The following is a 24,644-nucleotide window of genomic DNA, read 5'->3' on the forward strand; positions in this document are numbered from 1 at the left end:
CGACCGGGCCGGGGCCGGCAGCCTCGAGCGGACAAGTCGTGTGAAAGGCACGAGACCAGTCAGTCGAAGGGTCACGCTCAAGACCACCGATCCACAGCCCAGCACCATCAGGCTGCGAACGCGATCCTCACAGTCAGTCGATGTCGGGCGCCTCGCCCAGCCGCTGCACGAGAGACTGCAGCCGCCGCGCCTCGGCCATGCCCCGTTCGCCGTCGGCGCGCTGGATCGCCATGACGGCGAGGGTGCCACCGTCGGCCAGGTCCAGGACGACCCACGGGTCGTTCGGGGTCATGCGCACGGCGACGATCTCCGGCCAGGCGACCCGCCGGGTGCGCACGACGTTGCGGACGGTCAGACCGTCGTCGTCGGGCCGGGCGTGCACGCCGCCCAGCCGCCAGAGCAGCCAGACGACGAACACGGCGAAGAGGACGAACGTCAGCCGGGTGCCCTCCCCCAGGAGGACGCCCGTCGGTGCGAAGAGCCCGACCAGCAGGCTGCCCCCGGCCGCGACGGCACCGGTGACCGCCACCGACACCCGCGCCCAGAACGGACGGAACGTGCGGTACGCCGGGCCGGTGCCGTCGTCGGACATCGGGTCAGAGGCGCGAGGCGAGGATCGAGGTCACCAGGATCCCGCGGGCGCCCACCTCGTAGAGGGCATCCATCACCCGGTTGGTGTCGGCGCGACGCACCATGGACCGCACGGCGGCCGAGTGGCCGTTGTGCAGCGGGGACACGGTGGGCGACTCGAAGCCCGGCGTGACGGCGACCGCGGCGTCGACGAGCTCCATCGGCACGTCGTAGTCCAGCAGGACGTACTCGCGGGCGGTGATCACGCCCTGCAGACGGCGGGTCAGGACGTCGAGACCGACGGGCTCGTCCTGGTCGGCGTGCCGGATCATCACGGCCTCGGAGCGCAGGATCGGCTCGCCGAAGACCTCCATGCCCGCGGCACGCAGCGTGCTGCCCGTCTCGACGACGTCGGCGATGACGTCCGCGACGCCGAGGCGGACCGAGCTCTCCACCGCACCGTCCAGGTGGACGATCGCCGACGGTTCGATGCCCTGACGGGCCAGGTAGCCCGCGACGAGCGTCGTGTACGACGACGCGACGCGCTTGCCGGCGATGTCCTCGACCTGGGTCGCGCTGCCCGCCGGTGCGGCGAAGCGGAACGTGGAGCCGGCGAACCCGAGCGGCAGGTGCTCGACCGCCTCGGCGCCGGAGTCCAGCAGCAGGTCGCGGCCGGTGATCCCGACGTCGACGGTGCCGGCCCCGACGTACACGGCCACGTCGCGAGGACGCAGGAAGAAGAACTCGACGTCGTTGTCGACGTCGGTGAGCACCAGCTCACGGTTGTCGCGGCGCTGGCGGTAGCCGGCCTCGCGCAGCATCTCGGTGGCGGGCGTGGACAGCGAACCCTTGTTGGGGACGGCGATGCGGAGCAACGGTTTACCTCGTTCTGGGACGGAGCGGCAGGAAGACGTCGGAGCGCGCTGCCCGGGTGCGCGAGAGCACCCGAGGGCGCTCACAGATGGTCGTAGACGTCCTCCAGCGTGAGCCCCTTGGCCAGCATCAGCACCTGCAGGTGGTAGAGCAGCTGCGAGATCTCCTCGGCGGCAGCCTCGTCGGACTCGTGTTCGGCCGCCATCCAGACCTCGGCGGCCTCCTCCACGATCTTCTTGCCGATCGCATGGACGCCGGCGTCCAGCTGCGCGACGGTCCCCGACCCGGCGGGACGGGACTCGGCCTTGGCTGACAGCTCGGCGAACAGGGAGTCGAAGGTCTTCACACCCCCAGCCTAGACGGCGACCTCCGGGCGTCCCTGCTTCGTCCGTGCTGCGGGACGCAACTCACAGGTTCAGACCTGCTTGGCACACTATTTTTTAGGAAGCAGCGCGCACCGACGACAGGTGTCGGTGCCCCGACGCCTCTCAGTGGGTGTGCTGGTCCGCCATCGCCCGCAGCGTCTCGATCTCGGCCGGGACGTCGTCCGCCCCGTAGACCGCGGAGCCGGCCACGAAGACGTTCGCCCCGGCCTCGGCGGCCCGCTCGATCGTGGAGCGGGACACTCCCCCGTCGACCTGGATGTGCACGTCGAGGTCCTGCTCGCTGATCGCCGCCCGGGCGCGGCGGATCTTGGGCAGCGTGCCGTCGATGAACGACTGGCCGCCGAACCCGGGCTCGACCGTCATGACGAGGATCATGTCGACCTCGGCGAGCAGGTCGAGGTAGGGCTCGACGGGCGTCGCCGGACGCAGCGCCACCCCGGCACGCGCACCCAGGCGGCGCAGCTCGCGGGCGAGGCGCACCGGAGCCTGGGCCGCCTCGGCATGGAAGGTCACCGACGCCGCACCCGCCTCGGCGTACGCCGGCGCCCAGCGGTCGGGGTCGGCGATCATCAGGTGGCCGTCCACCGGCACCGGGGAGACCTCCACGAGCCGCTCGAAGACCGGCAGGCCGAGCGTCAGGTTCGGCACGAAGTGGTAGTCCATGACGTCGACGTGCGCGGCGTCCGCCGTCGCGATGGCGTGCAGGTCGCGCTCGAGGTTCGCGAAGTCGGCCGACAGGATGCTGGGGTGGATCAGCGCAGGCATGGGCACAGCCTAGGACGCCCACGGTCTACGCTCGCCCCGTGGCTGCCCTCCCCTCCCCCGACGACGCCTCCGCGACGGTGATGCGCCCGCACGTGCGGCGTGCCACGGCGTCCGATCTCGACGCCGTCGCCGCGGTCCTCGCCCCGTACGTGGCGCGCACGGCCGTCACGTTCGACGAGGAGCCGCCGACCGACGCCGACTGGCGCGGCCGACTGGCCGAGGCCGACGCCCGCGGCCTGCCCTTCCTCGTCGCCGAGCTCGACGGCGAGGTGGTCGGCTACGCCTACGCGGCACCGTGGCGTCCCAAGGCGGCCTACCGGCACACGGTCGAGGACACGATCTATCTGGCGCCGGCGGCCCAGGGCCGGGGCGTCGGGACCCGGCTGCTGTCGGCGCTGCTCGACGCCTGCACGGTCGCCGGCGTGCGCCAGGTGATCGCCGTCGTCGCCGACGACCCGGCCGCCGCCGGCTCGGTGCCGCTGCACCGACGCCTCGGCTTCGAGGTCACGGGCGTCCTGCGCGACGTCGGCCGCAAGCACGGTCGCGACGTGAGCACGATGCTGATGCAGCGCACGCTGCACTGACCGCCGCCGAGGGGCCGCTCGGCTCAGGCCAGGTCGCCGCGCAACGCGTCGGTGCGCGCCTGCACGGTGCGCCACGCCGCCGCCCCCACGCCCGGGTGCACGTCCCGGTCGATCTCGCCCAGCGCCGCACGCAGGTCGTCCAGCGTCGTCGACACGACCCGCGCGGCCCGGCGGCGCGGCAGGCCCCACGAGGTGCCCTCCTCGACGAGGTCGGTGCCGCTGATCGCGTCCATGTCGCGCTGACCGGCCACGTCCATGGCGAAGACGCGAGAGGCGTGGTCGTGGTGCAGGTGCATCGAGATGTCGTACGCGGGCGCGAGCGACACCGTGCCGTCAGCCCGGCGGAGCATCGAGACGTTCTTGGCGTGGGCGTCGGTGTTGCCGAGAGCCAGGTTGAGCGCCGTCAGGGCGAGCAGGCGGTCCGGGCGGGTGCCGTCGTCGCGCAGCACCCGGGCGATCGCCTGCAGCGACGGGATCGACCGGCCGTGCTGGAACTTGCGCTCGGGGTCACGGGTGTTGATCCCGAGCGCCTGGGCGGCGTCCTCCTGGTGGATGCGGCGCAGCCCACCGGCGGCGTCGTCGTCGGGGACGCGGTCGTAGCGGGACACCACGAGGCAGCGCACGTCCGCGAACGTCTCGACGTGCGCCTGGATCGTGGTGAGGCCGATCCTGCGGGCGAGGTCGAGGGCGGCCGCCTCGGTGTCCACGAGGTCGGCCGTCGGCGAGGCGGCGTCGCGGGCGACCTTGAGGATGTGCGTGGTCGCCTCGTCGGGCGCGGCGCGCCACCAGACGCCGTCGTCGCGCACGAGCCCGATCTTCGGCTCCATCCCGGGCAACGAGCTCGTGAGGCGCTGGCTGCGCGCCTGTCCCCCGGCACGGGCGATGCTCGCGCGCAGCAGGTCCGCGACGCCGGCGTCGTCGAGGTGCACCGCCTCGCGGTCGTGCTCTCGCGGTTCGGCCCCCACGGCGACGAACCGGAGCGCACCGACGGTGTCTCCGCCGTAGGCGCCGAAGAAGCCGACCGGGTCGTCCGGGTCGACACCGGCGTCCATGGCCATGTGGTCACGGACGCGCCCCTCGGGCATGAGCCCGTCGAGCCAGGCCGTCACGCGGGCCGGCGCGGGCGCACCGTCGGGATCCATGGGGAGCAGGTGGGACAGGACCCGCGACCCGTACCCCCAGCGGTCGACGGCGCCCGGATCCCACTCGAGCTCCACGCGCGGGGCGCCGCGACCGGTGTCCCGCGCGGAGAACCGGGCGATGCGTGTGCCGTAGAGCCACGCGTCCAGCTCAGGCGCGGTCATCGCTGCCCCGCTGCTCGAGGCGGACCTCGATCCCCAGCTCGTCGAACATCTCGAAGAGCCGCGTGATGTAGAGGTTGCCGACGCCGGACTCGACCTCGGAGACGTACTGGCGCGTCAGGCCGAGCTCGTCCGCGAGCGCCGCCTGGCTGAGTCCGTGCTGTCTGCGGGCTTGCTGGACGAAGCGGCCGAGGTCGCGGGGGCCGCGGGCATGGGTCCAGCGGTCGGTGGCCATGGTGCCTCCGTTGTCAGGTTTTGCTGACGGATATCGCTGTCAGGTTATCCCGACACAGGCCTACGCGCAAGGAATTCCTTGCACCCGACGATCCTCAGCCCGCGCGGCGCAGCAGCGTCAGGTGCATGGCGTCGGTGCCGTGCACGTGCGGCCACAGCTGGACGTCCAGGCCGTCTGCGCCGCCGTCGTCGGCCCCGAGGTCGATCTGCGCCCCGGGCACGAGCACGTCCCGCACGGCCGCCCGGGCGTCGATCCGCTCGACGTCGTCGCGGCGGCGCAGCACGTCGTCGACGACGAGCCGGGTCTCGGCCAGGTGGGGCGAGCAGGTGACGTAGGCGACCACTCCCCCGGGCCGGACGGCGTCGAGCGCCGAGTCCAGCAGCTCGCCCTGCAGACGCGTGAGCACCCCGAGGTCGGCGGGCGTACGCCGCCAGCGGGACTCGGGTCGCCGCCGCAGCGCGCCCAGGCCGGTGCAGGGGGCGTCGACCAGGACCCGGTCGTAGCCGCCGGGCTCCTCGGTGCCGACCTCGCGCCCGTCCCCGGTGCGCACCTGCTCCACGACCCCCTCGGGGGCGGCCCGCAACCCGCGGCGCACGAGGCGGGCGCGGTGCGGCTGCAGCTCGTTGGCCACCAGCCGGGCGTCCCGCTCGCCCGCGAGCGCCGCGAGCAGAGCGGCCTTGCCCCCGGGGCCGGCGCACAGGTCCAGCCAGCGCGCGTCGGGTCCGTCCAGGGGCACGGCGGCCAGGGCGAGGGTGACCAGCTGCGAGCCCTCGTCCTGGACACCGGCGCGGCCGTCGGCGACGGCGGGCAGGTCGGCGGGGTCGGTGCCGGCGGCGAGCACCCGGGCGGTCGGCGCCCAGCGGCCCGCCTCCAGGTGCACGTCGTCCCCGGCGCCGTCGGTCAGGGCGTCCGCGTCCACGAGCCCGGGCCGGGCCACCAGCGTCACCCGCGGGGGCGTGTTGTCCGCGTCGAGCAGGTCGGCGATCTCGCCCGCGTCGCGGCCGTGCCCGTGCAGGGCCTCACGGAGGGCGCGGGTGATCCACACCGGGTGCGAGCCGGTCCGGGCGAGCCCGGTCACGGCGTCGGGGGCGTCGGCCCGCAGGTCGTCGAGCCACTCCTCCAGCGGGCGGCGTCCGACGGCCCGCAGCACGGCGTTGACCATCTGGGCCGGTCCGGCCCCGACACGGTCGCGGCACAGCCCCACGGTCTCGGACACCGCCGCGTGGGCGGGCACCCGCATGCCGAGCAGCTGGTGGGCGCCCAGGCGCAGCACGTCGAGCACCTCGGGGTCGAGCTGGTCCAGGGGGCGGCTGACGCAGCGCGCCAGGATCGCGTCGTAGCGGCCGCGCAGGCGCAGGGTGCCGTAGGCGAGCTCGGTGGCGAACCCGGCGTCGCGGCCGCTCAGACCGCGTTCGCGCAGCAGCGGGGGCAGCACGAGGTTGGCGTAGGCGTCCGAGCCGTCCACCTCGCGCAGCACGTCGTAGGCGGCCGTGCGGGCCGGGTCGGTGGACCGGCGGCGCTGCGAGGGCGCCTGGCCGCTGCGGTGGCCCTGCCCGCGGCTGCGGGCGGCGCCGCGCTGGCGGCCGCGGTCGTTGCGGCGGTCGTCCCGGGGCTGGTCGCGTCCTGGGCGGTCGGCGCTCATCGGGCCCCTCCCAGCGGGGCGTCGGCCTCGACGACGGCGCGTCCGGCGCCGCGCGCCCAGTCGGCCGCCGCCATGGGCTTCTTGCCCACGGGGCGTACCTCGCCGAGCTCGACGGCGTGGGTGGCGGTCCCCACCAGCACCTCGGACTTCGAGGCGCGCACCTGTCCCGGGGACAGGTCGGCCACGTCGGGGCGCGGACGCACCGGGCCGAGGCCGAGCCGTGCACCCGGGGTGCCGTCGTCGGCGTCGGGCAGGGTCGTCCACGCCCCGGGGGCCGGGGTGACGGCCCGGATGCGCCGGTCGACCGCGAGCGCCGGGGCGTCCCAGCGCACCAGGGCGTCCTCAGCGGTGATCTTCGGGGCGTAGGAGGCGCCGTCCGGGCTCTGGGGCTGCGGGGACAGGGTGCCGGCCTCCAGGGCGTCCAGCGTGGCCACGAGCAATCCGGCGCCGGAGCCGGCGAGCCGGCCGAGCAGGTCGCCGGAGGTGTCCCGGGGCCGGACGGTCTCGGTGGCGGTGCCGAGCACGGGGCCGGTGTCCATGCCGTCGTCGAGCAGGAACGTGGTGGCGCCGGTGACCTCGTCGCCCGCGAGGACCGCGTGCTGGACGGGGGCGGCGCCGCGCCAGGCGGGCAGCACGGAGAAGTGCAGGTTGACCCAGCCCAGCCGGGGCACGGCGAGCACGTCGGGGCGCAGCAGGTGGCCGTAGGCGACCACGGGGGCGGCGTCGACGTCGAGGTCGCGCAGCCGGGCCACGAACTCCTCGCCGCGCGGGACGTCGGTGATGACGTCGATGCCGGCCTCCTCGGCGGCGACGCGCACGGGGCTCGGCACGAGCCGACGGCCGCGTCCCGCCCGGGCGTCGGCGCGGGTCAGCACGGCGACGACCTCGTGGTCGGAGTCGATCAGTGCCTTCAGGGCGGGCACGGCGGGTTCGGGAGTTCCGGCAAACAGCAGACGCACCGTGCAAGTCTAGGGCGGGGCGAGACAGGGAGAGGGCATGCGACGTGACGAGCACCGCCGCGAGGGCGCGGCAAACGGGACGAGGATCGCCCCGGCGGTGGCCGGGCTCGTGGGGGTCGTGCTCGTGGCGGGTGCGTGCGCCGGGCCCGAGGGAGCGTTCGCCGAGCCGATGGCGGAGCACGCCCTGTTCGGCGACGTCGCGTTCTCCCCGGCCTCGGTCACCGCCACGCTCCCCCGCGTGACCCACGTCGACGGCTCGTCCGCGACGGCGTTCTCGGACCTCGTCGTGGCCGGCGAGATCACCGGCTGGCAGCGCGGCCGGGCCACCGACTGGTCCACGGACGCCGGGCGCGAGGTCGCCTGGTCCGGCGACGCCGACAGCCGCGAGGTCGTGCTGGCACTCGAGGTCGACGAGGTCGTGGCGGCAGTGGACAGCGTCGACGTCGCGCCCGGGGACACGATCGAGGTCGTGGCCACCCTGGGCGGGGAGGCCGACGCCGACGCCGCGGGCGACGCGCTGGCCGGGCTCGGCGACGTCGTCGGCCTGGTCGCCCACGGACCCGGGGAGCACCGGGACGAGTGGTGGGTCGGCCTGGGCGGGATCCTGCTCGGCGACCTGGACGACGGCGACCTCACCTGGCCCGTGCTCGAGGCCGCCGGTGGGGACCTCGACCTGCGCGACGACGTCGCCGATCTCGACGCGTTGCGCCGCGCCGCGGCGGCCGCACCGCGGACGGTCGCCGTCGGTGACTCCTGAGCCGGCGGGCGGCTCTCAGGACGCCACGGGCAGCCCGAGGTCCGCGAGCGCCCGACGCAGCGCCGGCGTGCCGGTGAAGTGCACGGCGTGGAAGCCGACCTCCCGGGCGGCGCGGACGTTGCGCAGCGTGTCGTCGACGAACACGGTGCGGGCGGGGGCCAGGTCGAAGCGCTCGGCGGCGAGCCGGAAGATCGCCGGGTCGGGTTTGGCCAGCCCGACCCGCCCGGAGACGAGCACGTCGCGCAGCAGCCCGATGGCGGGAGCGGCGGGCTCGGCGGCGTCGAAGGTGTCGGCCGCCCAGTTGGTCAGCCCGTACAGCGGCACCCCGGCGGCGTGCAGCTCGGCGACGAGCTCGGCCGACCCGGGCACGGGCCCTGCCGACAGGGTGCCGGCGTAGTCGCGGGCGTACCGGGCCGCCAGCGGGGCCAGCTCGGGCCGGGTGGCCTCCAGGTGGGCGACGGCCTCGGCCCAGGTGCGCCCGGCGTCCTGGGCGTGGTTGAAGGCGCCGAAGTCGACGGCGTCCATCCACCGGTCCACCTCGACCCGGTCGAGACCGGCGAAGGCACCGTACGGGTCCCAGCCGACCAGCACGTTGCCGAGGTCGTAGACCACGGCGTCCACGGCGGGGCGGGCGGCAGCGGGCATCAGAGCATCTCCTGGGGGTCGACCTGGACACGGACGGTGCCGCCCTCGCGGCGGGCGGAGCGCACGGCCAGCGAGGCGCGCAGCTGGGCGGCGAGCTCGGCACCGGCGGCCGGGGGCACGCGCACCACGACGCGCACGCGGGCCTCGAGACGGTCGTCGACGGGCAGCTCCACGGGTCCGAGCACCGTCTCGGGCGTGGCGAGCTCGACGCGGTCGACGACAGCGCGCACGGCGTCGGCGTCGCCGGTCACGGCGGCGATGCGCACGGCGGGTGGCAGGTCGAGCTCGCGGCGCTCGTCGAGCTCGCGCTCGGCCAGGCCGGCCGGGTCGAACCGCACCAGCGCGCCGGTGGGTGCCGGGGCGGCGTCCCCGACCAGCAGCACCTGACCGTCCGGTCCCGGGCGCACGAGCCCGGCCGCGGCGATCCAGCGGTGCAGGGCGCGGGTGGCCATCGCCAGGTCGATGCCGGCCGTGGCGGTCGCGGCGTCCAGCAGCAGCGCGGCGGCGTACCCGTCCTCGGCCACGGGTTCGGCGCCCGGGGTGGCCACCACGAGCGCCGGGTCGGCGGGCACGCTGGCGAGGATCCCCCCGGGCGCCGAGGACGCCGAGACCCGCACGGGCACACCGGCGAACGCGCGGCCCAGCTCCTCGGCGGTGCGTTCGGAGCCCACGCGCACGGCCCGCACCCGGTCGTGACCGCACTCCTCGCAGCGCCAGGCGCCGGCCAGGCGTCCGCACCAGGTGCACTGCGGGGTGCCGCGCGCCCCGCGCAGGCCGAGAGGCCCGTGGCAGTGCGTGCAGCGGGCCGCGGTGCGGCAGGCGGCGCACGCCACCACCGGCAGGTAGCCGGTACGCGGCACCTGGACCAGCACCGGACCGCGCTCCAGGGCCGCCCGGGCGGTGCGCCAGGCAGCCGTGGGCAGCCGGGCGGCGGCGCCGGGCCCCTCGGCGGCGAGCTCGACCGACGTCAGGGCCCGCACGCGCGGGGCCCGCGAGCGCACCACGTCGCGCGTCGCGGCGATCTCGGCCGCCCAGCCGCGCGCCAGCATCGCCTGGGCCTGCACGGTCCGGCCGGGCGAGCCCAGCAGGAACCCGGCACCCTCCGCCTCGGAGCGCATCGCGAGCACCTCGCGGGCCGCCGGGTACGGGGCGTGCGGCTCGTCGAGGGTCTCCTCGCCGTCGCCCCACAGCACGACCAGCCCCAGGTCCGGCACAGGGGCGAACATCGCCGCCCGGGTGCCCACGACCACCGACGCCAGGCCGTGCCGGGCGTGCAGGAAGGCGCGGTAGCGCGGAGCCGGGCCGTCGTCGGCCTGCAGCCGGCGCACGTCGGCGACCCCGGCGGCCGCCAGCGCCGCGCACACGCGCTCGACGTCGCGGGCGTCCGGCGCCACGACCAGTGCGCGCCGCCCGCCGGCCAGGGTCGCGCGCACCGCCTCGGCGATCGCGGCGGCCCAGTGCGGGACGCGCGCGGTGCCCTCCTGCCCGGCGGGCGCCTGCAGCCCCGGCAGCGGGCTCCACACCGCACGGGGCGCCTGGCCGCCCAGCAGGTGGCGGCAGAAGGCCTCCCCGGTGCGGTAGGGCGCCCACACGTCCGGCCAGCCCTCGCCGCCGGGGGGCGACGGCGGCGGCACCACGGGTGCGCCGACCGTCGCCGACGCGGCAGGCCCGTCCTGGGCAGCGTCGTCGGCGTCGTCGGCGACGACGTCATCGGCGGCCGCCTCGTCCGCCACGGCAGCCGCCTCGTCGGGGGCCGCGGCCCGCTCGGCCAGGTCGGCGAGCACCTCGGCCTCGACGCGGGCGTGCCGCGGCGGCACCGCCAGGCGCAGCACGTCGGCGACGGTGCCGGCGTACCGGGCGGCGACCCGGCGGGCCAGGTCCAGCACGGCGGGGGTCAGCACGGGGTCGGGCGAGACGACCCGGCGCAGCGGCTGCAGCCGGCCCTCGTGCTCGGAGGTCGCGGCCCGGGCGACGACGAACCCGGCCACGTCCTGCGGGCCGAACCGGGTGCGCACCCGCACCCCGGGCACCGCGTCGTCGGCCAGCGCGGCCGGCACCAGGTAGTCGAACTCGCGGTCCAGGTGGGCCGGGGCCAGGTCGAGCACCACGCGAGCCACCGGGTCGACGGCGGCGGGCTCGCGGCCGGGCTTGCGCCCGGGGGCGCGGCCGCGGCGCGGGGCGGCCGGGACGTCGTCGAGCCCGAGCAGGGCGCCCTGCTCGGGCTCGTCCGGGGAGGTCACGGCGCTATGCCATCACACGACACCGACACCGCGCCGCCCTCAGACCGCGGCGCGCAGCGCCTCGACGCGGTCGGTGCGCTCCCAGGTGAACGCCTCCAGCTCGCGGCCGAAGTGGCCGTAGGCGGCCGTGGCGGCGTAGACGGGGCGCAGCAGGTCCAGGTCGTCGATGATCGCCGCCGGACGCAGGTCGAAGACCTCGCGGATGGCGGCCTCGATCCGTGCCGGGTCGACGGTCTCGGTGCCGAAGGTCTCCACGTAGAGCCCCACCGGCTGGGCCTTGCCGATCGCGTAGGCGACCTGCACCTCGCAGCGGCGCGCCAGGCCCGCGGCGACGACGTTCTTGGCCACCCACCGCATCGCGTACGCGGCCGAGCGGTCCACCTTCGAGGGGTCCTTGCCGGAGAACGCCCCGCCGCCGTGGCGGGCCATGCCGCCGTAGGTGTCCACGATGATCTTGCGGCCCGTCAGCCCGGCGTCGCCCTGCGGGCCGCCGATGACGAACTGCCCGGTGGGGTTGACGATGACGCGCACGTCGTCGGTGGTGATGCCGGAGGCCGAGGCCACCTGGGCCACCACCGGGTCGATGACGTGGGCGCGCATCTCCTGGGCGAGCTTGTCCTGCTCCAGGTCGGCGTCGTGCTGGGTGGACAGCACCACGGTGTCCAGGCTGACCGGCCGGTCGCCGTCGTAGCCGACGGTGACCTGCGTCTTGCCGTCCGGGCGCAGGCCGGAGACCTCGCCGGTGCGGCGCACCTCGGCCAGCCGCTCGGCGAGCCGGTGGGCCAGGAAGATCGGCAGCGGCATCAGCGACGGCGTCTCGTCGGTGGCGTAGCCGAACATCAGGCCCTGGTCGCCGGCGCCCTGGGCGTCGTACGGGTCGACGTCGGCAGCGTTGGTTCGCCGCTCCAGCGCCGTGTCCACGCCCTGGGCGATGTCGGGCGACTGCTGACCGATGGAGACCGACACCCCGCACGAGTCGCCGTCGAACCCGATGGAGGACGAGGTGTACCCGATGCCGCGCACCACCTCGCGCACGATCTGCGGGATCTCGACGTAGGCCTCGGTGGTGACCTCCCCGGCCACGTGCACGAGTCCGGTGGTGACCATCGTCTCCACGGCGACGCGCGAACGCGGGTCCTGGGCGAGCAGCGCGTCCAGGATCGCGTCCGAGATCTGGTCGCACACCTTGTCCGGGTGGCCTTCGGTCACGGACTCGGACGTGAAGAGGCGCAGCGCATCGGTCATGGGACCCAGCCTACGGTTCACACGGCGTCGGGCACGTCATCAGCACCGTCAAGTCGCTCACATCCTGAGATTATCTCACGATGCGGTCATTCGGGTCGCCACGGCGTCCCAGATGGCGTCGGCGACCTCCCGCTTGGACCCGGCGGACTTGGCCACCGTGTCGCCGCGCTCGTCCAGCAGCGTGACCTCGTTGACCTCCGTGCCGAACCCGCGGTCCGGGCCGACGGCGTTGACCGCCAGCAGGTCGGCACCCTTGCGGCGTGCCTTGGCCCGGCCGTGCTCCAGCACGCTGCCGGTCTCGTCGCCCGTCTCGGCCGCGAAGCCGACCACGACCTGCCCGGCACGGACCCGGTCGGCGGCCAGCTCGGCCAGCACGTCCGGGTTCTCGGCCAGCTCGATCGCCGGCGGCGACTGCCCGGTGACCTTCTTGATCTTCGCCTCCGGTGCGGCCAGCGGCCGGAAGTCCGCCACCGCGGCCGCCATGACGACCGCGTCGGCCGAGGCCGCCGCCCGTCGCACGGCGTCGCGCAGCTCGGACGTGGTGGACACGGCCACCACGTCCACGCCGTCGGCCACCAGGGGGTCGGTCAGCGGGGCGTCCACGTGCGCCGCGACCAGGGTCACCTCGGCGCCGCGCGCGCGGGCGGCGGCCGCCAGCGCCGCGCCCTGGCGGCCGCTGGAGCGGTTGCCGATGAACCGCACGGGGTCGATCGGCTCACGGGTGCCGCCCGCGGAGACGACCACACGACGCCCCGCCAGGTCCCGGACCCGCACCTGCTCGGCCGGGCCGGCGGCCACGGCCAGGGCGACCCGGGCGATCTCCTCCGGCTCCGGCAGCCGGCCCGGGCCGGTGTCGGTGCCGGTCAGCCGGCCCGAGGCCGGCTCGACCACGTGCACCCCGCGGGCGCGCAGGGTTGCGACGTTGGCGCGGGTGGCCGGGTGCTCCCACATCTCGGTGTGCATCGCCGGGGCCATCACCACCGGGCAGCGCGCCACGAGCAGGCTGGAGGTGAGCAGGTCGTCCGCCCGTCCCGCAGCGGCCCGGGCGAGCAGGTCCGCCGTCGCGGGGGCGACGATCACCAGGTCGGCGCCCTGGCCGAGCGCCACGTGCTGGACGTTCTCGACGTCGTCGAACACCTCGGTGCTCACCGGCTCCCCGGAGAGCGCCTCGAAGGTCGGGGCGCCGACGAACCGCAGCGCGGCCGTCGTCGGCACCACGCGCACGGCGTGGCCCTGCTCGCGCAGCAGGCGCAGCAGCAGCACCGCCTTGTAGGCGGCGATGCCGCCGGAGACCCCGAGCAGAATCCTCATCGACGACGCCTCGAGGGGTGTCTCAGACGATCTCGTCGCCGGCGGCGTGCTCGGACTCCGCCGTCGGGTCGGCCGGCGTGGCGGCGGTGAGCTCGCTCGGCTCCGGGGCCGGCTCGGCCGTCAGCAGGCCCTCGTTGATCTCGCGCATCGCGATCGACAGCGGCTTCTCCTGGTGACGCGCCTCGACCAGCGGGCCGACGTTCTCCAGCAGGCCCTCGTTGAGCTGGGCGTAGTAGGCGTTGATCTGGCGGGCACGCTTGGCCGCGTACAGCACGAGGCCGTACTTGGACTCGCTGTGCTGCAGCAGGTCGTCGATGGGCGGGTCGGTGATGCCGATCGGCTGCGGCGTCGTTCCTGCCATGTGTCTCACTCCAAGCAGAGGTCGGGGCCGGTGGCGAGCGCCACCGGGGAAAGGTCTGGGGTTCAGCAGGTCAGTCTACCGCCCGCCGTGCGAGGCCTCGGGGCGACGTCGCTCGCCCCGCGCCCCGGGCACGCCGAGCAGGCCGGCCAGCTCGTCGGTGGCGCGCGTGACGTCGTCGTTGACGATGGTCACGTCGAACTCCGGCTCGGCGGCCATCTCGACCTCGGCCGTGGCCAGCCGGCGGGCGCGCTCCTCGGCGTCCTCGGTGCCACGCCCCACCAGGCGGCGCACCAGCTCCTCGGTGCTGGGGGGCGACAGGAACACGAACTGCGCGTCCAGGTCGCTGCCGCGCACCGCGTCACGGACCTGTCGCGCCCCCTGCAGGTCGATCTCGAGCAACGTCGGGCACCCGGCGGCCAGGTGCTCCTGGACCGGCCCCCGCGGCGTGCCGTACCGGTGCCGGCCGTGCACGACCGCCCACTCGAGCATCTCGCCGTCGGCGACCATCCGGTCGAACTCCGCCGGCGAGACGAACAGGTAGTGCACGCCGTGCTCCTCGCCCGGGCGCGGGGGCCGGGTGGTCGCGGAGACCGACAACCAGACCTCGGGGTAGCGGGTGCGGATGTCGGCCGAGACCGTTCCCTTGCCCACGGCCGTGGGCCCGGCGAGCACGGTCAGCCGTGCCGGGCCTCGCGGGTCGTCGGTCTCGGCGGCGTCACGGGGTGCCGGCACGGCGGCGGATGGTGCGGAAATCTCAGCCAAACCTCTCGATCAGCGCCTGGGCCTGGTGCGGTCCGAGACCACGGACCCGGCGGGTCTCGGCGATCCCGATCTCTTCCATGATCGCCCGGGCCTTCACCTTACCGACTCCGGGCAGGGACTCGAGCAGGGAGACGACCTTGAGCTTGCCCACGACGTCGTCCGTCTGGCCCTGCTCGATCACCTCCTTGAGGGACCCCTGGGAGTACTTCAGACGGTTCTTGATCTCGGCGCGCACCCGACGCGCCTCGGCCGCCTTCTCGAGAGCCGCCGCACGCTGTTCCGGGGTGAGGGGAGGGAGGGCCACGCAAGTCACCTACTCAGTCGGACCGACAGGGAGTTACTGCTCCCTCGAAAGTAGCCACGACCTGCGGAAGCGGCAATCGCTGGCGGGGCCTGTGGGAAAACCCACCACCGCGCGGCAGCGACATTCGGGCCGAACCGGATGCAACCGGGCGCTGCGACGGCGTCCGGGCCGGTCAGCGCGCCGGACGCAGCGCCGCGGTCACCTCGGCGGCCGCCGACGCCGCCGCCCGGCGCAGCGCCGCGGCGTCCGGCCCGGCGGCCAGCACGCCCCGCGAGGACGAGGCCAGCACCTGGCCCCGCGCGGCGCCGAACACGGCCGCCAGCTCGCGCTCCCCCGCGCCCTGGGCGCCCACGCCGGGCGCCAGCAGCGGGCCGTTGACCGCCGGCAGGTCCGTGCCCGTGGTGCGCGCCGCGTCGCCCACGGTCGCGCCGACCACGAGGCCGACCGAGCCCAGCGGCTGCGCACCGGCGTTGAGCGTCGCGGCGTGGGCCGCGACGAACGCGGCGACGCTGCGCCCGTCGGGGCCGACGGCGTGCTGGACCGCCGCCCCCTCGGGGTTGGACGTCAGGCACAGCACGAAGACCCCGCGGCCCGTGGCCGCGGCCAGGTCGAGCGCCGGGCGCAGCGACCCGACGCCCAGGTACGGCGTCAGCGTGACGGCGTCGCCGGCCAGCGGCGAGGCGTCGGCCAGGAACGCCTCGGCATAGCCGGCCATCGTCGAGCCGATGTCGCCGCGCTTGGCGTCCACGACCGTCAGGGTCCCCGCCGCCCGCGCGGCGGCCAGGACGTCCTCCAGGGCCGCCAGGCCGCGCGAGCCGTGCCGCTCGAAGAAGGCCGCCTGCGGCTTGAGCGCCGCCACCCGACCCCCGAGGGCGTCGACGACGCGCAGCCCGAACTCGCGCACGCCGGAGGCGTCGTCCGGCAGGGACCACGCCTCCAGCAGCGCCGCGTGCGGGTCGATGCCCACGCACAGCGGCCCGTGGTCGTCCATGGCCGCCGCGAGGCGGGCGCCGAACGGCGCCGGTGCGCTCATGCGCCCACCCCGACGGCCCCGCCCGTCTCGCGGCGGGCCACCGTGGCCGCGGTGTGCTCCTGCAGGCTCGCGACGTCGAACGGCCCACCGCGCACCGCCTCGATGCCCTGCACCGCCGCGGCGAGCTGGTCGACGGTGGTGACCATCGGCCGGTCCGCGGCGGTGGTGGCCGCGCGGATCTCGTAGCCGTCGGCGCGGGCACCCTGGCCGGACGGGGAGTTGACGACCAGGTCGACCTTCCCCTCGCCGATCAGGTCGACGACGGTCGGCTCGCCGTCCGCCCCCGGACCCTCGGAGTACTTACGCACCGTGGTGGCCGCGATGCCGTTGCGGGCCAGCACCTGGGCGGTGCCGGCCGTGGCCAGCACCTCGAAGCCGATGTCCGCCAGGCGCTGGACCGGGAAGACGATCGAGCGCTTGTCCCGGTCGGCCACGGAGACGAACACGGTGCCCGCCGTCGGCAGCCCGCCGTAGGCCGCGGCCTGGGACTTGGCGAACGCGTGCGGGAAGTCCTTGTCGAAGCCCATGACCTCGCCGGTCGAGCGCATCTCCGGACCGAGCACCGTGTCCACCACGTGCCCCTCGGCGGTGCGGAACCGCTTGAACGGCAGCACCGCCTCCTTGACGGCCAGCGGCGCCCCCAGGTCGAGGGTGCCGCCGTCGCCCGTGGGCGGCAGGACGCCCTCGGCGCGCAGGTCCGCGATCGACTCGCCGACCATGACGCGTGCGGCGGCCTTGGCCAGCGACGCCCCCGTGGCCTTGGACACGAACGGCACGGTGCGCGAGGCGCGCGGGTTGGCCTCCAGGACGTACAGCACGTCCGAGACGAGGGCGTACTGGACGTTGAGCAGTCCGCGCACGCCCACGCCCCGGGCGATGGCCTCGGTCGAGCGGCGGATGCGCTCGACCTCGGCCTGGCTCAGGGACACCGGCGGCAGCACGCAGGCCGAGTCGCCCGAGTGGATGCCGGCCTCCTCGATGTGCTCCATGACGCCGCCGAGGAACAGCTCGTCGCCGTCGAACAGGGCATCGACGTCGATCTCCATCGCGTCGTCGAGGAAGCGGTCGATGAGCAGCGGCGCCGGCAGCACCCCGGGAGCGCGGGAGGAGACCGCGTGGGCGGCCGCCGCCTCCAGGGCCCGCTCGACGTAGCCGGTGAGCTGCTCGGCCGAGTACACGATCTCCATGCCCCGCCCGCCGAGCACGTAGGACGGCCGCACCAGCACCGGGTAGCCGATCCGGTCGGCGACGTCGCGCGCCTCGCCCAGGGAGCGGGCGGTGCCGAACGCCGGGGCGGGCAGGCCCGCCTCGGCGAGCACCTGGCCGAACAGCCCGCGGTCCTCGGCGGCGTCGATCGCCTCGGGAGGGGTGCCCAGGATCGGCAGCCCGGCGTCGGACAGCCGCTGCGCCAGCGACAGCGGCGTCTGGCCGCCGAGCTGGACGATGATGCCCTTGACCGGGCCCGCGGCGAGCTCGGCCTCGTAGACCTCCAGGACGTCCTCGAACGTCAGCGGCTCGAAGTACAGCCGGTCGGAGGTGTCGTAGTCGGTCGAGACCGTCTCCGGGTTGCAGTTGACCATGACGGTCTCGTAGTCGTCCTTGAGCGTCAGGGCGGCGTGCACGCACGAGTAGTCGAACTCGATGCCCTGGCCGATGCGGTTCGGTCCCGAGCCCAGGATGATGACGGCCTCGCGCTCACGCGGGGAGACCTCGGTCTCGGTGTCGTAGGACGAGTAGTGGTACGGGGTGCGCGCGGCGAACTCCGCGGCGCAGGTGTCGACCGTCTTGTAGACCGGCCGCACGCCCAGGGCGTGGCGCGTCTCGCGCACGCCGGCCTCTCCCCCGGGCCCCATCGAGCGCAGCGCGGCGATCTGGACGTCGGAGATCCCGTGGCGCTTGGCGGTCCGCAGCACGTCGGCCGTCAGCGTCTCGGAGGCGGCCACCTCGGCGGCGACCTCGTTGATCAGCAGGATCTGGTCGAGGAACCACGGGTCGATCTTCGTCGCGTCGAAGACCTGCTCCAGGGTCGCGTGCCCCGCCTCGACGGCGCGCAGCGCCTGCTGGACCCCGACGAGCCGCTGCTCGGTGGGTCGCCGCAGGGACTCCAGCAGCGCCGTCAGCTCCTCGCCGGACGGCGCCTCGCCGGACCAGTGGAAGTCGACGCCGCCCTTGTCGATGCTGCGCAGCGCCTTGCCGAGCGCCTCGGTGAAGTTGCGGCCCAGCGCCATCGCCTCGCCGACCGACTTCATCGTGGTGGTCAGCGTGTCGTCCGCCGCGGGGAACTTCTCGAAGGCGAACCGCGGCACCTTGACCACGACGTAGTCGAGCGTCGGCTCGAAGCTGGCCGGGGTGACCTGGGTGATGTCGTTGGGGATCTCGTCCAGCGTGTACCCGACGGCGAGCTTGGCCGCGATCTTCGCGATCGGGAAGCCCGTGGCCTTGGAGGCCAGCGCCGAGGAGCGCGACACGCGGGGGTTCATCTCGATGACCACCACGCGCCCGGTGTCCGGCTCGACGGCGAACTGGATATTGCAGCCGCCGGTGTCGACGCCGACCTCGCGGATGACCGCGATGCCGATGTCCCGCAGCGTCTGGTACTCGCGGTCGGTGAGGGTCATCGCCGGGGCGACGGTGACCGAGTCGCCGGTGTGCACGCCCACCGGGTCGACGTTCTCGATGGAGCACACGACCACGACGTTGTCGTTCTTGTCGCGCATCAGCTCCAGCTCGTACTCCTTCCAGCCGAGGATCGACTCCTCGAGGAGCACCTCGGTGACCGGCGAGTAGTGCAGGCCCTGGCCGACGATGCGGCGCAGGTCCGCCTCGTCGTAGGCCAGGCCCGAGCCGAGCCCGCCCATGGTGAACGAGGGGCGCACGACCATCGGGTAGCCGAGGTCCTCGGCGGCCTCGAGCGCGCCGTCGATGGAGTGGATGATGCGCGAGCGGGCGGACTCGCCGCCGCAGACCTCCACGACCTCCTTGAACTCCTCGCGGTCCTCGCCCTTGCGGATGGCGGGGATGTTGGCGCCGATGAGCTCGACGCCGTACTCGTCCAGCACGCCGGCCTCGTGCAGCTCGATGGCGGCGTTGAGAGCCGTCTGCCCGCCGAGGGTGGGCAGCAGGGCGTCGGGACGCTCCTTGGCGATGATCGAGGTCAGCACCTCGCGGGTGATCGGCTCGACGTAGGTGGCGTCGGCGAACTCCGGGTCGGTCATGATCGTGGCCGGGTTGGAGTTGACCAGGACGACGCGCAGGCCCTCCTCCTTCAGCACGCGGCAGGCCTGGGTGCCGGAGTAGTCGAACTCGCAGGCCTGGCCGATGACGATCGGGCCGGACCCGATGACCAGGACGGAGGAGAGGTCGGAACGGCGGGGCATCAGTTCTCCTTCTCGCCGGAGGTGGCGCCGCCCAGTGCGGCGAGCGCGCTGTCGGGGACGGCCACGGGCTGGCGGGTGGTCATGAGCTCGACGAAGCGGTCGAACAGGTAGGCGCTGTCGTGCGGCCCGGCGGCCGCCTCGGGGTGGTACTGCACCGAGAAGGCGGGCAGGTCCAGGGCGGTCAGGCCCTCGACGACCCGGTCGTTGAGGCCGACGTGGGAGACGATCACGCGCCCGTAGCGCACGTCGTCGTCCCGCTCGGCGTCGTGCGGCGCGGTGCTGACGGTCTCGACGGGGGCGTCGACGGCGAAGCCGTGGTTGTGCGCGGTGACCTCGACCTTGGTGGTCGTGCGGTCCAGGACGGGCTGGTTGATGCCGCGGTGACCGTAGCCGAGCTTGTAGGTGCCGTAGCCGAGGGCACGGCCGAGGAGCTGGTTGCCGAAGCAGATGCCGAAGAACGGGATGCGGCGGTCCAGCACCTCGCGCAGCAGGTCGATCTCCGCGGTGGCGGCGGACGGGTCGCCGGGACCGTTGGAGAAGAACACGCCGCCGGGCGCGTCCTCGGGCAGGAGCGCGGCGACGTCGTCGAAGGAGGCCGACTGCGGCACGACGTGCACGCGCACGCCGCGCTCGGCGAGCCGGGCGGGCGTCATGGCCTTGATGCCGAGGTCGACGGCCACGACGGTGGCCACCGGCTCGGCGCCGGCGAAGTCGCCGGCGGGCTCGACGGTGTAGGTCTCGGCCGTGGAGACCTCGCGGGCCAGGTCGGCGCCGGCCATGGGCGGGGCGGCCTTGACCTCGGCGACGAGGTCGGCGACGTCGCGCTCGACGCCGTCCTCCACCAGCGCCTCGCCGGAGAAGATCCCGGCGCGCATGACCCCGAGCTCGCGCAGGTGCCGGGTCAGGAACCGGGTGTCGACGCCGGCGATGCTCACCACGTCCTGGGCGGCCAGGTCGTCGTCGAGGCTGCCGGTGGCGCGCCAGTTCGAGGGGCGCCGCGCCGGGTCGCGCAGGACGTAGCCGGCGACCCAGATGCGGTGGGACTCGGGGTCGTCGGTGTTGATGCCGGTGTTGCCCACGTGCGGGGCGGTCATCACGACGATCTGGCGGTGGTAGGACGGGTCGGTGAGGGTCTCCTGGTAGCCGGTCATGCCGGTGGAGAAGACGATCTCGCCGACGGTGGCGCCGCGGGCGCCGTAGGCGGTGCCACGGGCGACGGTGCCGTCCTCCAGGACGAGGATCGCCGGTTCGGTGCTGCGGGTGGTGGTGCTCACGGGTGATCCTTCGCGCTCGGCTCGGACGGGGTGATGAGGGGCCGCACCGCCTCCAGGAGGCGGTCGCTGTCGGCGCGGTGACGCGTGCGCAGGCCGGTGTCGACGGTCGTGGCCTCGACGGCGCCGTCGCTCGGCACCTGCCAGGTCAGCACGACCAGGCCGTCGCGGCCGACGTACTTGCCGGCCATGCCGGGGGCCGTGCCGGCGGCACGCAGCGTCGCGGCGGGCAGCAGCAGCGGCTCGGCGCCGTCCCGGTCGACGACGACGCCGCCGGCGTACACTCCGACCTCGGCGTGCGACCGGTCGCCGAGGCCGTGGGCGCCGATGCGGGCCAGCCAGTCGCCGTGCAGCGTGCTGGAGACGTAGACGGCCTCGACCGGGCCGACGACCAGCTCGCCGAGCTCGCCCTCGGTCAGCGGCGGCTGCGGCGGGGCGGGCACGAGATGGCGGGTGCGGGTGGCCAGCCGGCGGCGGCCGGTCAGGACGAGCAGGAGCAGCGCGAGGCCGACGACGACCCAGATCGCGACGGCGACGGGCAGGGGCAGGTTCATCGGACCGCCTCCCCCGCGGCGACCGGGGTGCCGTCCAGCACGGTCGCGCGGCCGCGCAGGAACGTCGCGCGGACCTGACCGGGCAGCTCGCGGCCCCGGAAGGGGGTGTTCCCGCTGGCGGTGACCTGCGTGCCGCCGTCGACGGTCCGGCGGGCGGCCGGGTCGACCAGGGTCAGGTTGGCGGGCTCGCCGACCGCGACGGGCCGTCCCTGCGCGGCGGGGCCCGTGTCGACGCGGCCGATCCGGGCGGGTGCGGCGGACAGCACGCGGGCGACGTCGGACCAGGTCAGGCGGCCGGTGTCGACCATGGTCTCCTGCACGACGCTCAGCGCCGTCTCCAGCCCGGTCATCCCGAAGGCGGCCGCGCCCCACTCGCAGTCCTTGTCCTCGCGGCTGTGCGGGGCGTGGTCGGTGGCCACGATGTCGATGGTGCCGTCGGCCAGGCCCTCGCGCACGGCCTCGACGTCGGCGGCGGTGCGCAGCGGCGGGTTGACCTTGAACGTCGGGTCGTAGCTGCGGGCGAGGTCGTCGGTGAGGATCAGGTGGTGCGGGGTGACCTCGGCGGTGACGTCGATGCCGCGGGACTTGGCCCACCGCACGATCTCCACCGAGCCGGCGGTGGACAGGTGGCACACGTGCAGCCGCGAGCCGACGTGCTCGGCGAGCAGCACGTCGCGGGCGATGATCGCCTCCTCGGCGACGGCGGGCCAGCCGGTCAGGCCGATCTCGGCGGAGACGATCCCCTCGTTCATCTGGGCGCCCTCGGTCAGCCGGGGCTCCTGCGCGTGCTGGGCCACGACGCCGTCGAAGGCCTTGACGTACTCCAGGGCGCGGCGCATCAGCACGGGGTCGGCGACGCACTTGCCGTCGTCGGAGAAGACGCGCACGTGCGCCGCCGAGTCGGCCATGGCCCCCAGCTCGGCGAGCCGTTCGCCGTCGAGCCCGACCGTCACGGCGCCGACGGGGTGGACGTCGGCCCAGCCGGCCTCCTGCCCCAGCCGGTAGACCTGCTCGACGACGCCGGCCGTGTCGGCCACCGGGGAGGTGTTGGCCATCGCGTGCACGGCGGTGAACCCGCCGGCCGCGGCGGCGCGCGTCCCCGACGCCACGGTCTCGGCGTCCTCGCGGCCGGGTTCGCGCAGGTGGGTGTGCAGGTCGACCAGACCGGGCAGCAGGACCTGCCCCGCGGCGTCGACGACCTCGGCACCGGTGGTGTCGGCCGTGCCCGCGGCCGTGATCTCGGCGATCACGCCGTCGCGCAGCACGACGTCGGCGGCGTCGCCGCCCAGGAGGCGTGCCCCCCGCAGGACGTAGGTGGTGGACTCCAGGCTCACAGGTCGTTCCCTTCCGCCGAGTCCTCCCCGGCCATCAGCAGGTAGAGGGCCGCCATGCGCACCGCGACGCCGTTGGCGACCTGTTCGACGATGACGGCGCGGTCGGAGTCCGCCGCCTCGGCGGAGATCTCCAGGCCGCGGTTCATGGGGCCGGGGTGCAGCACGATCGCGTGGTCGGCCAGGCGCGCCAGGCGCCGGGCGTCCAGTCCGTAGTAGCGGGTGTACTCCAGCGGGCTCGGGAAGAACCCGCCGGCGCCGCCCGACATCCGCTCGCGCTGGACGCGCAGCATCATCACGGCGTCGGGCCGGAACTCGGCCAGCGTCTCGTCGAGGTGGTACGACACGGCGCACGGCCACGTCTCCACGCCGACGGGCACCAGCGTGGGCGGGGCGACGAGCGTGACCTCGGCGCCGAGGGTGTGCAGCAGCGCCACGTTCGCCCGTGCGACCCGGGAGTGCAGCACGTCGCCGACGATCGCGACCCGCAGCCCGGCCAGGTCCGCGCCGACACCCTCCCCGGCACCGCCGCGGAGACCCACGAGGTGACGGCGGATCGTGTAGGCGTCCAGCAGCGCCTGGGTCGGGTGCTGGTGTGTGCCGTCGCCGGCGTTCAGCACGCCCGCGTCGAGCCAGCCGGCGTGCGCGAGCTGGTACGGGGCACCGGAGGCCCAGTGCCGCACGACCACGGCGTCGGCGCCCATCGCGTGAAGCGTCAGGGCCGTGTCCTTGAGCGACTCGCCCTTGGACACGCTCGAGCCCTTGGCCGAGAAGTTGATGACGTCGGCGGACAGCCGCTTGGCCGCGGTCTCGAAGGAGATGCGGGTGCGGGTGGAGTCCTCGAAGAACAGGTTGACCACGGTGCGGCCGCGCAGCGTCGGCAGCTTCTTGATCTCGCGCGACTGGGTCGCGGCCATCTGCGCCGCGGTGTCCAGCAGCAGGACCGCCTCGTCCTTGCTCAGGTCGGCGGTCGAGAGCAGGTGCTTCATCGCGCGTCCCCCTCGGTGTCCTCGCGGCCGGAGATGACCACGGCGTCCTCGACGCCGTCGACCTCGCTCAGCAGGACGCGCACGCGCTCCGAGGTGGAGGTCGGCAGGTTCTTGCCCACGAAGTCCGGGCGGATGGGCAGCTCGCGGTGCCCGCGGTCGACCAGGCAGGCCAGGCGCACGGCCCGCGGCCGGCCGAGGTCGCCGATCGCGTCCAGCGCGGCGCGGATGGTCCGCCCGGAGTACAGCACGTCGTCGACGAGGACGACGGTGCGTCCCTCGATCCCGGCCCGCGGCAGGCGGGTCACGCCGACGGCGCGCGTGGGCTGGCGGCGCAGGTCGTCGCGGTACATCGTCACGTCGAGCTCGCCGGTGCTGGCGGCGGCGTCGAAGGCGGGCTCGATGGCCGACAGCCGCTCGGCGAGCCGGTGGGCGAGCGTCACACCGCGGGTCGGGATGCCGAGGAGCACCACGTCGTCGGCGCCCTTGGCGCGTTCGACGATCTCGTGGGCGATGCGGGTCAGGGCGCGAGCGACGTCGCTCGCGCCGAGGACGGTGGTGCCGTCCGGGTGCGGGTCTGCGGGCAGGGCAGGTCCAGGGCGCAACGGGACTCCTTCTCCGCCTCACGGGACGGCATTAAAGGGGGTCTGTCCGGGTCAGCGTAACCCGGATCGTCGGCGTCCGGCACCGGACGCCCGCAGGACGGACGTCCGGTGCGTCACACCGGCGAGACGGTCAGTCCAGCAACGTCGGCTTGATCTCCATCAGCCGGCCCAGGACGCCGTTGACGAAGCTCGGCGAGTCGTCCGTGGACAGCTGGCCGGCCAGGTCCACCGCCTCGTCGACGGCGACGGCGTCCGGCACGTCGTCGTTGTAGAGCAGCTCGTAGGCACCCACGCGCAGCAGCGACCGGTCCACGGCCGGCATGCGCGCCAGCGTCCAGTCCCGCGAGTAGGTCTCGAGCAGCTCGTCGATGCGCTCGCGGTGAGCGACGACGCCCTCGACGAGCTCGACCGTGTACTGCGGCACGCTCGCCTCGGCGTGCGGCTCGATCACGCGGTCCGCGAGGAGCACCAGCGGGTCGATCTGGCGCTGCTCGGACTCGAAGAGGATGTCGGCGGCGCGCTTGCGCGCCTTGGTCCGTGCTCCCAC

At 74.8% G+C, this 24,644-nt stretch carries 25 protein-coding genes; 2 read left to right on the top strand and 23 right to left on the bottom strand.

Annotation, left to right across the window (positions count from 1 at the left end; translation table 11 throughout):
• Positions 1-133: 133 nt before the first annotated feature.
• The 4 genes from V5O49_RS08130 to rpe form a co-directional block, all read right to left on the bottom strand.
• The gene (locus V5O49_RS08130) at positions 134-592 is read right to left on the bottom strand and encodes a PH domain-containing protein (protein WP_332901788.1); all 459 of its coding nucleotides are present in this window, start codon (positions 590-592) and stop codon (positions 134-136) included.
• 4 nt (positions 593-596) lie between these two features.
• Complete coding sequence (gene hisG, locus V5O49_RS08135; RefSeq protein WP_332901789.1) at positions 597-1,445, bottom strand: ATP phosphoribosyltransferase; 849 nt, start codon at positions 1,443-1,445, stop codon at positions 597-599.
• Between the two features lie 80 nt (positions 1,446-1,525).
• Positions 1,526-1,789, bottom strand: coding sequence for a phosphoribosyl-ATP diphosphatase (locus V5O49_RS08140; RefSeq protein WP_171245821.1), 264 nt, complete (start codon positions 1,787-1,789; stop codon positions 1,526-1,528).
• Positions 1,790-1,931: 142 nt separating this feature from the next.
• Positions 1,932-2,594, bottom strand: coding sequence for a ribulose-phosphate 3-epimerase (rpe, locus tag V5O49_RS08145; RefSeq protein ID WP_278234476.1), 663 nt, complete (start codon positions 2,592-2,594; stop codon positions 1,932-1,934).
• Between the two features lie 38 nt (positions 2,595-2,632).
• On the opposite strand from rpe, the gene V5O49_RS08150 reads away from it, so the two are divergent.
• Positions 2,633-3,178 (top strand): GNAT family N-acetyltransferase, encoded by a 546-nt coding sequence (locus V5O49_RS08150; protein ID WP_332901790.1) that lies wholly within the window; start codon positions 2,633-2,635, stop codon positions 3,176-3,178.
• Positions 3,179-3,201: 23 nt separating this feature from the next.
• On the opposite strand, the gene V5O49_RS08155 is transcribed toward V5O49_RS08150, so the two are convergent.
• The 4 genes from V5O49_RS08155 to fmt all read right to left on the bottom strand — a co-directional run bounded on the left by V5O49_RS08155 (position 3,202) and on the right by fmt (position 7,315).
• Positions 3,202-4,482, bottom strand: a complete 1,281-nt coding sequence (locus V5O49_RS08155) for a type II toxin-antitoxin system HipA family toxin (protein ID WP_332901791.1) — start codon at positions 4,480-4,482, stop codon at positions 3,202-3,204.
• Positions 4,469-4,714, bottom strand: a complete 246-nt coding sequence (locus V5O49_RS08160) for a helix-turn-helix transcriptional regulator (protein WP_332901792.1) — start codon at positions 4,712-4,714, stop codon at positions 4,469-4,471. The genes V5O49_RS08155 and V5O49_RS08160 overlap by 14 nt, the downstream gene beginning before the upstream one ends.
• A 94-nt stretch (positions 4,715-4,808) precedes the next feature.
• Entirely contained in the window at positions 4,809-6,356 is a 1,548-nt protein-coding gene (locus V5O49_RS08165) for an RsmB/NOP family class I SAM-dependent RNA methyltransferase (RefSeq protein ID WP_332901793.1), read from the bottom strand.
• Complete coding sequence (gene fmt / locus V5O49_RS08170; protein WP_332901794.1) at positions 6,353-7,315, bottom strand: methionyl-tRNA formyltransferase; 963 nt, start codon at positions 7,313-7,315, stop codon at positions 6,353-6,355. The genes V5O49_RS08165 and fmt overlap by 4 nt, the downstream gene beginning before the upstream one ends.
• 37 nt (positions 7,316-7,352) lie before the next feature.
• Here fmt and V5O49_RS08175 point away from each other — a divergent pair, with 37 nt between their 5' ends.
• Positions 7,353-8,072 carry a hypothetical protein gene (locus tag V5O49_RS08175; protein ID WP_332901795.1) on the top strand — a complete coding sequence of 240 codons (720 nt, stop codon included), beginning with the start codon at positions 7,353-7,355 and terminating at the stop codon, positions 8,070-8,072.
• A 15-nt stretch (positions 8,073-8,087) separates the two neighbouring features.
• On the opposite strand, the gene V5O49_RS08180 is transcribed toward V5O49_RS08175, so the two are convergent.
• The 15 genes from V5O49_RS08180 to nusB all read right to left on the bottom strand — a co-directional run bounded on the left by V5O49_RS08180 (position 8,088) and on the right by nusB (position 24,644).
• Positions 8,088-8,717 carry an HAD family hydrolase gene (locus V5O49_RS08180; RefSeq protein WP_332901796.1) on the bottom strand — a complete coding sequence of 210 codons (630 nt, stop codon included), beginning with the start codon at positions 8,715-8,717 and terminating at the stop codon, positions 8,088-8,090.
• Positions 8,717-10,957, bottom strand: a complete 2,241-nt coding sequence (locus V5O49_RS08185) for a primosomal protein N' family DNA-binding protein (protein ID WP_332901797.1) — start codon at positions 10,955-10,957, stop codon at positions 8,717-8,719. Before V5O49_RS08185 ends, V5O49_RS08180 begins: the two co-directional genes overlap by 1 nt.
• Positions 10,958-10,996: 39 nt before the next feature.
• Positions 10,997-12,202 carry a methionine adenosyltransferase gene (metK, locus tag V5O49_RS08190; protein WP_332901798.1) on the bottom strand — a complete coding sequence of 402 codons (1,206 nt, stop codon included), beginning with the start codon at positions 12,200-12,202 and terminating at the stop codon, positions 10,997-10,999.
• Between the two features lie 75 nt (positions 12,203-12,277).
• The gene (gene coaBC, locus V5O49_RS08195) at positions 12,278-13,513 is read right to left on the bottom strand and encodes a bifunctional phosphopantothenoylcysteine decarboxylase/phosphopantothenate--cysteine ligase CoaBC (protein WP_332901799.1); all 1,236 of its coding nucleotides are present in this window, start codon (positions 13,511-13,513) and stop codon (positions 12,278-12,280) included.
• 22 nt (positions 13,514-13,535) lie between these two features.
• Positions 13,536-13,874: a DNA-directed RNA polymerase subunit omega gene (gene rpoZ, locus V5O49_RS08200; protein WP_278234487.1), complete on the bottom strand. Its 339-nt coding sequence runs from the start codon at positions 13,872-13,874 to the stop codon at positions 13,536-13,538.
• Between the two features lie 75 nt (positions 13,875-13,949).
• Positions 13,950-14,606, bottom strand: coding sequence for a guanylate kinase (gene gmk / locus V5O49_RS08205; protein WP_332901800.1), 657 nt, complete (start codon positions 14,604-14,606; stop codon positions 13,950-13,952).
• 22 nt (positions 14,607-14,628) lie between these two features.
• Positions 14,629-14,940, bottom strand: a complete 312-nt coding sequence (gene mihF, locus V5O49_RS08210; RefSeq protein ID WP_278234489.1) for an integration host factor, actinobacterial type — start codon at positions 14,938-14,940, stop codon at positions 14,629-14,631.
• Between the two features lie 172 nt (positions 14,941-15,112).
• On the bottom strand, positions 15,113-15,973 hold the full coding sequence (gene pyrF, locus V5O49_RS08215; protein ID WP_332901801.1) for an orotidine-5'-phosphate decarboxylase: 861 nt from the start codon (positions 15,971-15,973) through the stop codon (positions 15,113-15,115).
• Complete coding sequence (gene carB / locus V5O49_RS08220) at positions 15,970-19,350, bottom strand: carbamoyl-phosphate synthase large subunit (protein ID WP_332901802.1); 3,381 nt, start codon at positions 19,348-19,350, stop codon at positions 15,970-15,972. Before carB ends, pyrF begins: the two co-directional genes overlap by 4 nt.
• Positions 19,350-20,624: a glutamine-hydrolyzing carbamoyl-phosphate synthase small subunit gene (gene carA / locus V5O49_RS08225; protein WP_332901803.1), complete on the bottom strand. Its 1,275-nt coding sequence runs from the start codon at positions 20,622-20,624 to the stop codon at positions 19,350-19,352. Before carA ends, carB begins: the two co-directional genes overlap by 1 nt.
• Positions 20,621-21,175 (bottom strand): PH-like domain-containing protein, encoded by a 555-nt coding sequence (locus V5O49_RS08230; RefSeq protein WP_332901804.1) that lies wholly within the window; start codon positions 21,173-21,175, stop codon positions 20,621-20,623. The genes carA and V5O49_RS08230 overlap by 4 nt, the downstream gene beginning before the upstream one ends.
• Positions 21,172-22,509, bottom strand: coding sequence for a dihydroorotase (locus V5O49_RS08235; RefSeq protein ID WP_405001155.1), 1,338 nt, complete (start codon positions 22,507-22,509; stop codon positions 21,172-21,174). The genes V5O49_RS08230 and V5O49_RS08235 overlap by 4 nt, the downstream gene beginning before the upstream one ends.
• Positions 22,506-23,495: an aspartate carbamoyltransferase catalytic subunit gene (locus V5O49_RS08240; protein WP_278234495.1), complete on the bottom strand. Its 990-nt coding sequence runs from the start codon at positions 23,493-23,495 to the stop codon at positions 22,506-22,508. The genes V5O49_RS08235 and V5O49_RS08240 overlap by 4 nt, the downstream gene beginning before the upstream one ends.
• The gene (pyrR, locus tag V5O49_RS08245; RefSeq protein WP_332901805.1) at positions 23,492-24,097 is read right to left on the bottom strand and encodes a bifunctional pyr operon transcriptional regulator/uracil phosphoribosyltransferase PyrR; all 606 of its coding nucleotides are present in this window, start codon (positions 24,095-24,097) and stop codon (positions 23,492-23,494) included. The genes V5O49_RS08240 and pyrR overlap by 4 nt, the downstream gene beginning before the upstream one ends.
• Positions 24,098-24,227: 130 nt before the next feature.
• Positions 24,228-24,644, bottom strand: a complete 417-nt coding sequence (gene nusB, locus V5O49_RS08250) for a transcription antitermination factor NusB (protein ID WP_278234497.1) — start codon at positions 24,642-24,644, stop codon at positions 24,228-24,230.

Origin of the sequence: Isoptericola haloaureus, from assembly GCF_036689775.1 — a bacterium.
GTDB lineage: Bacteria > Actinomycetota > Actinomycetes > Actinomycetales > Cellulomonadaceae > Isoptericola > Isoptericola haloaureus.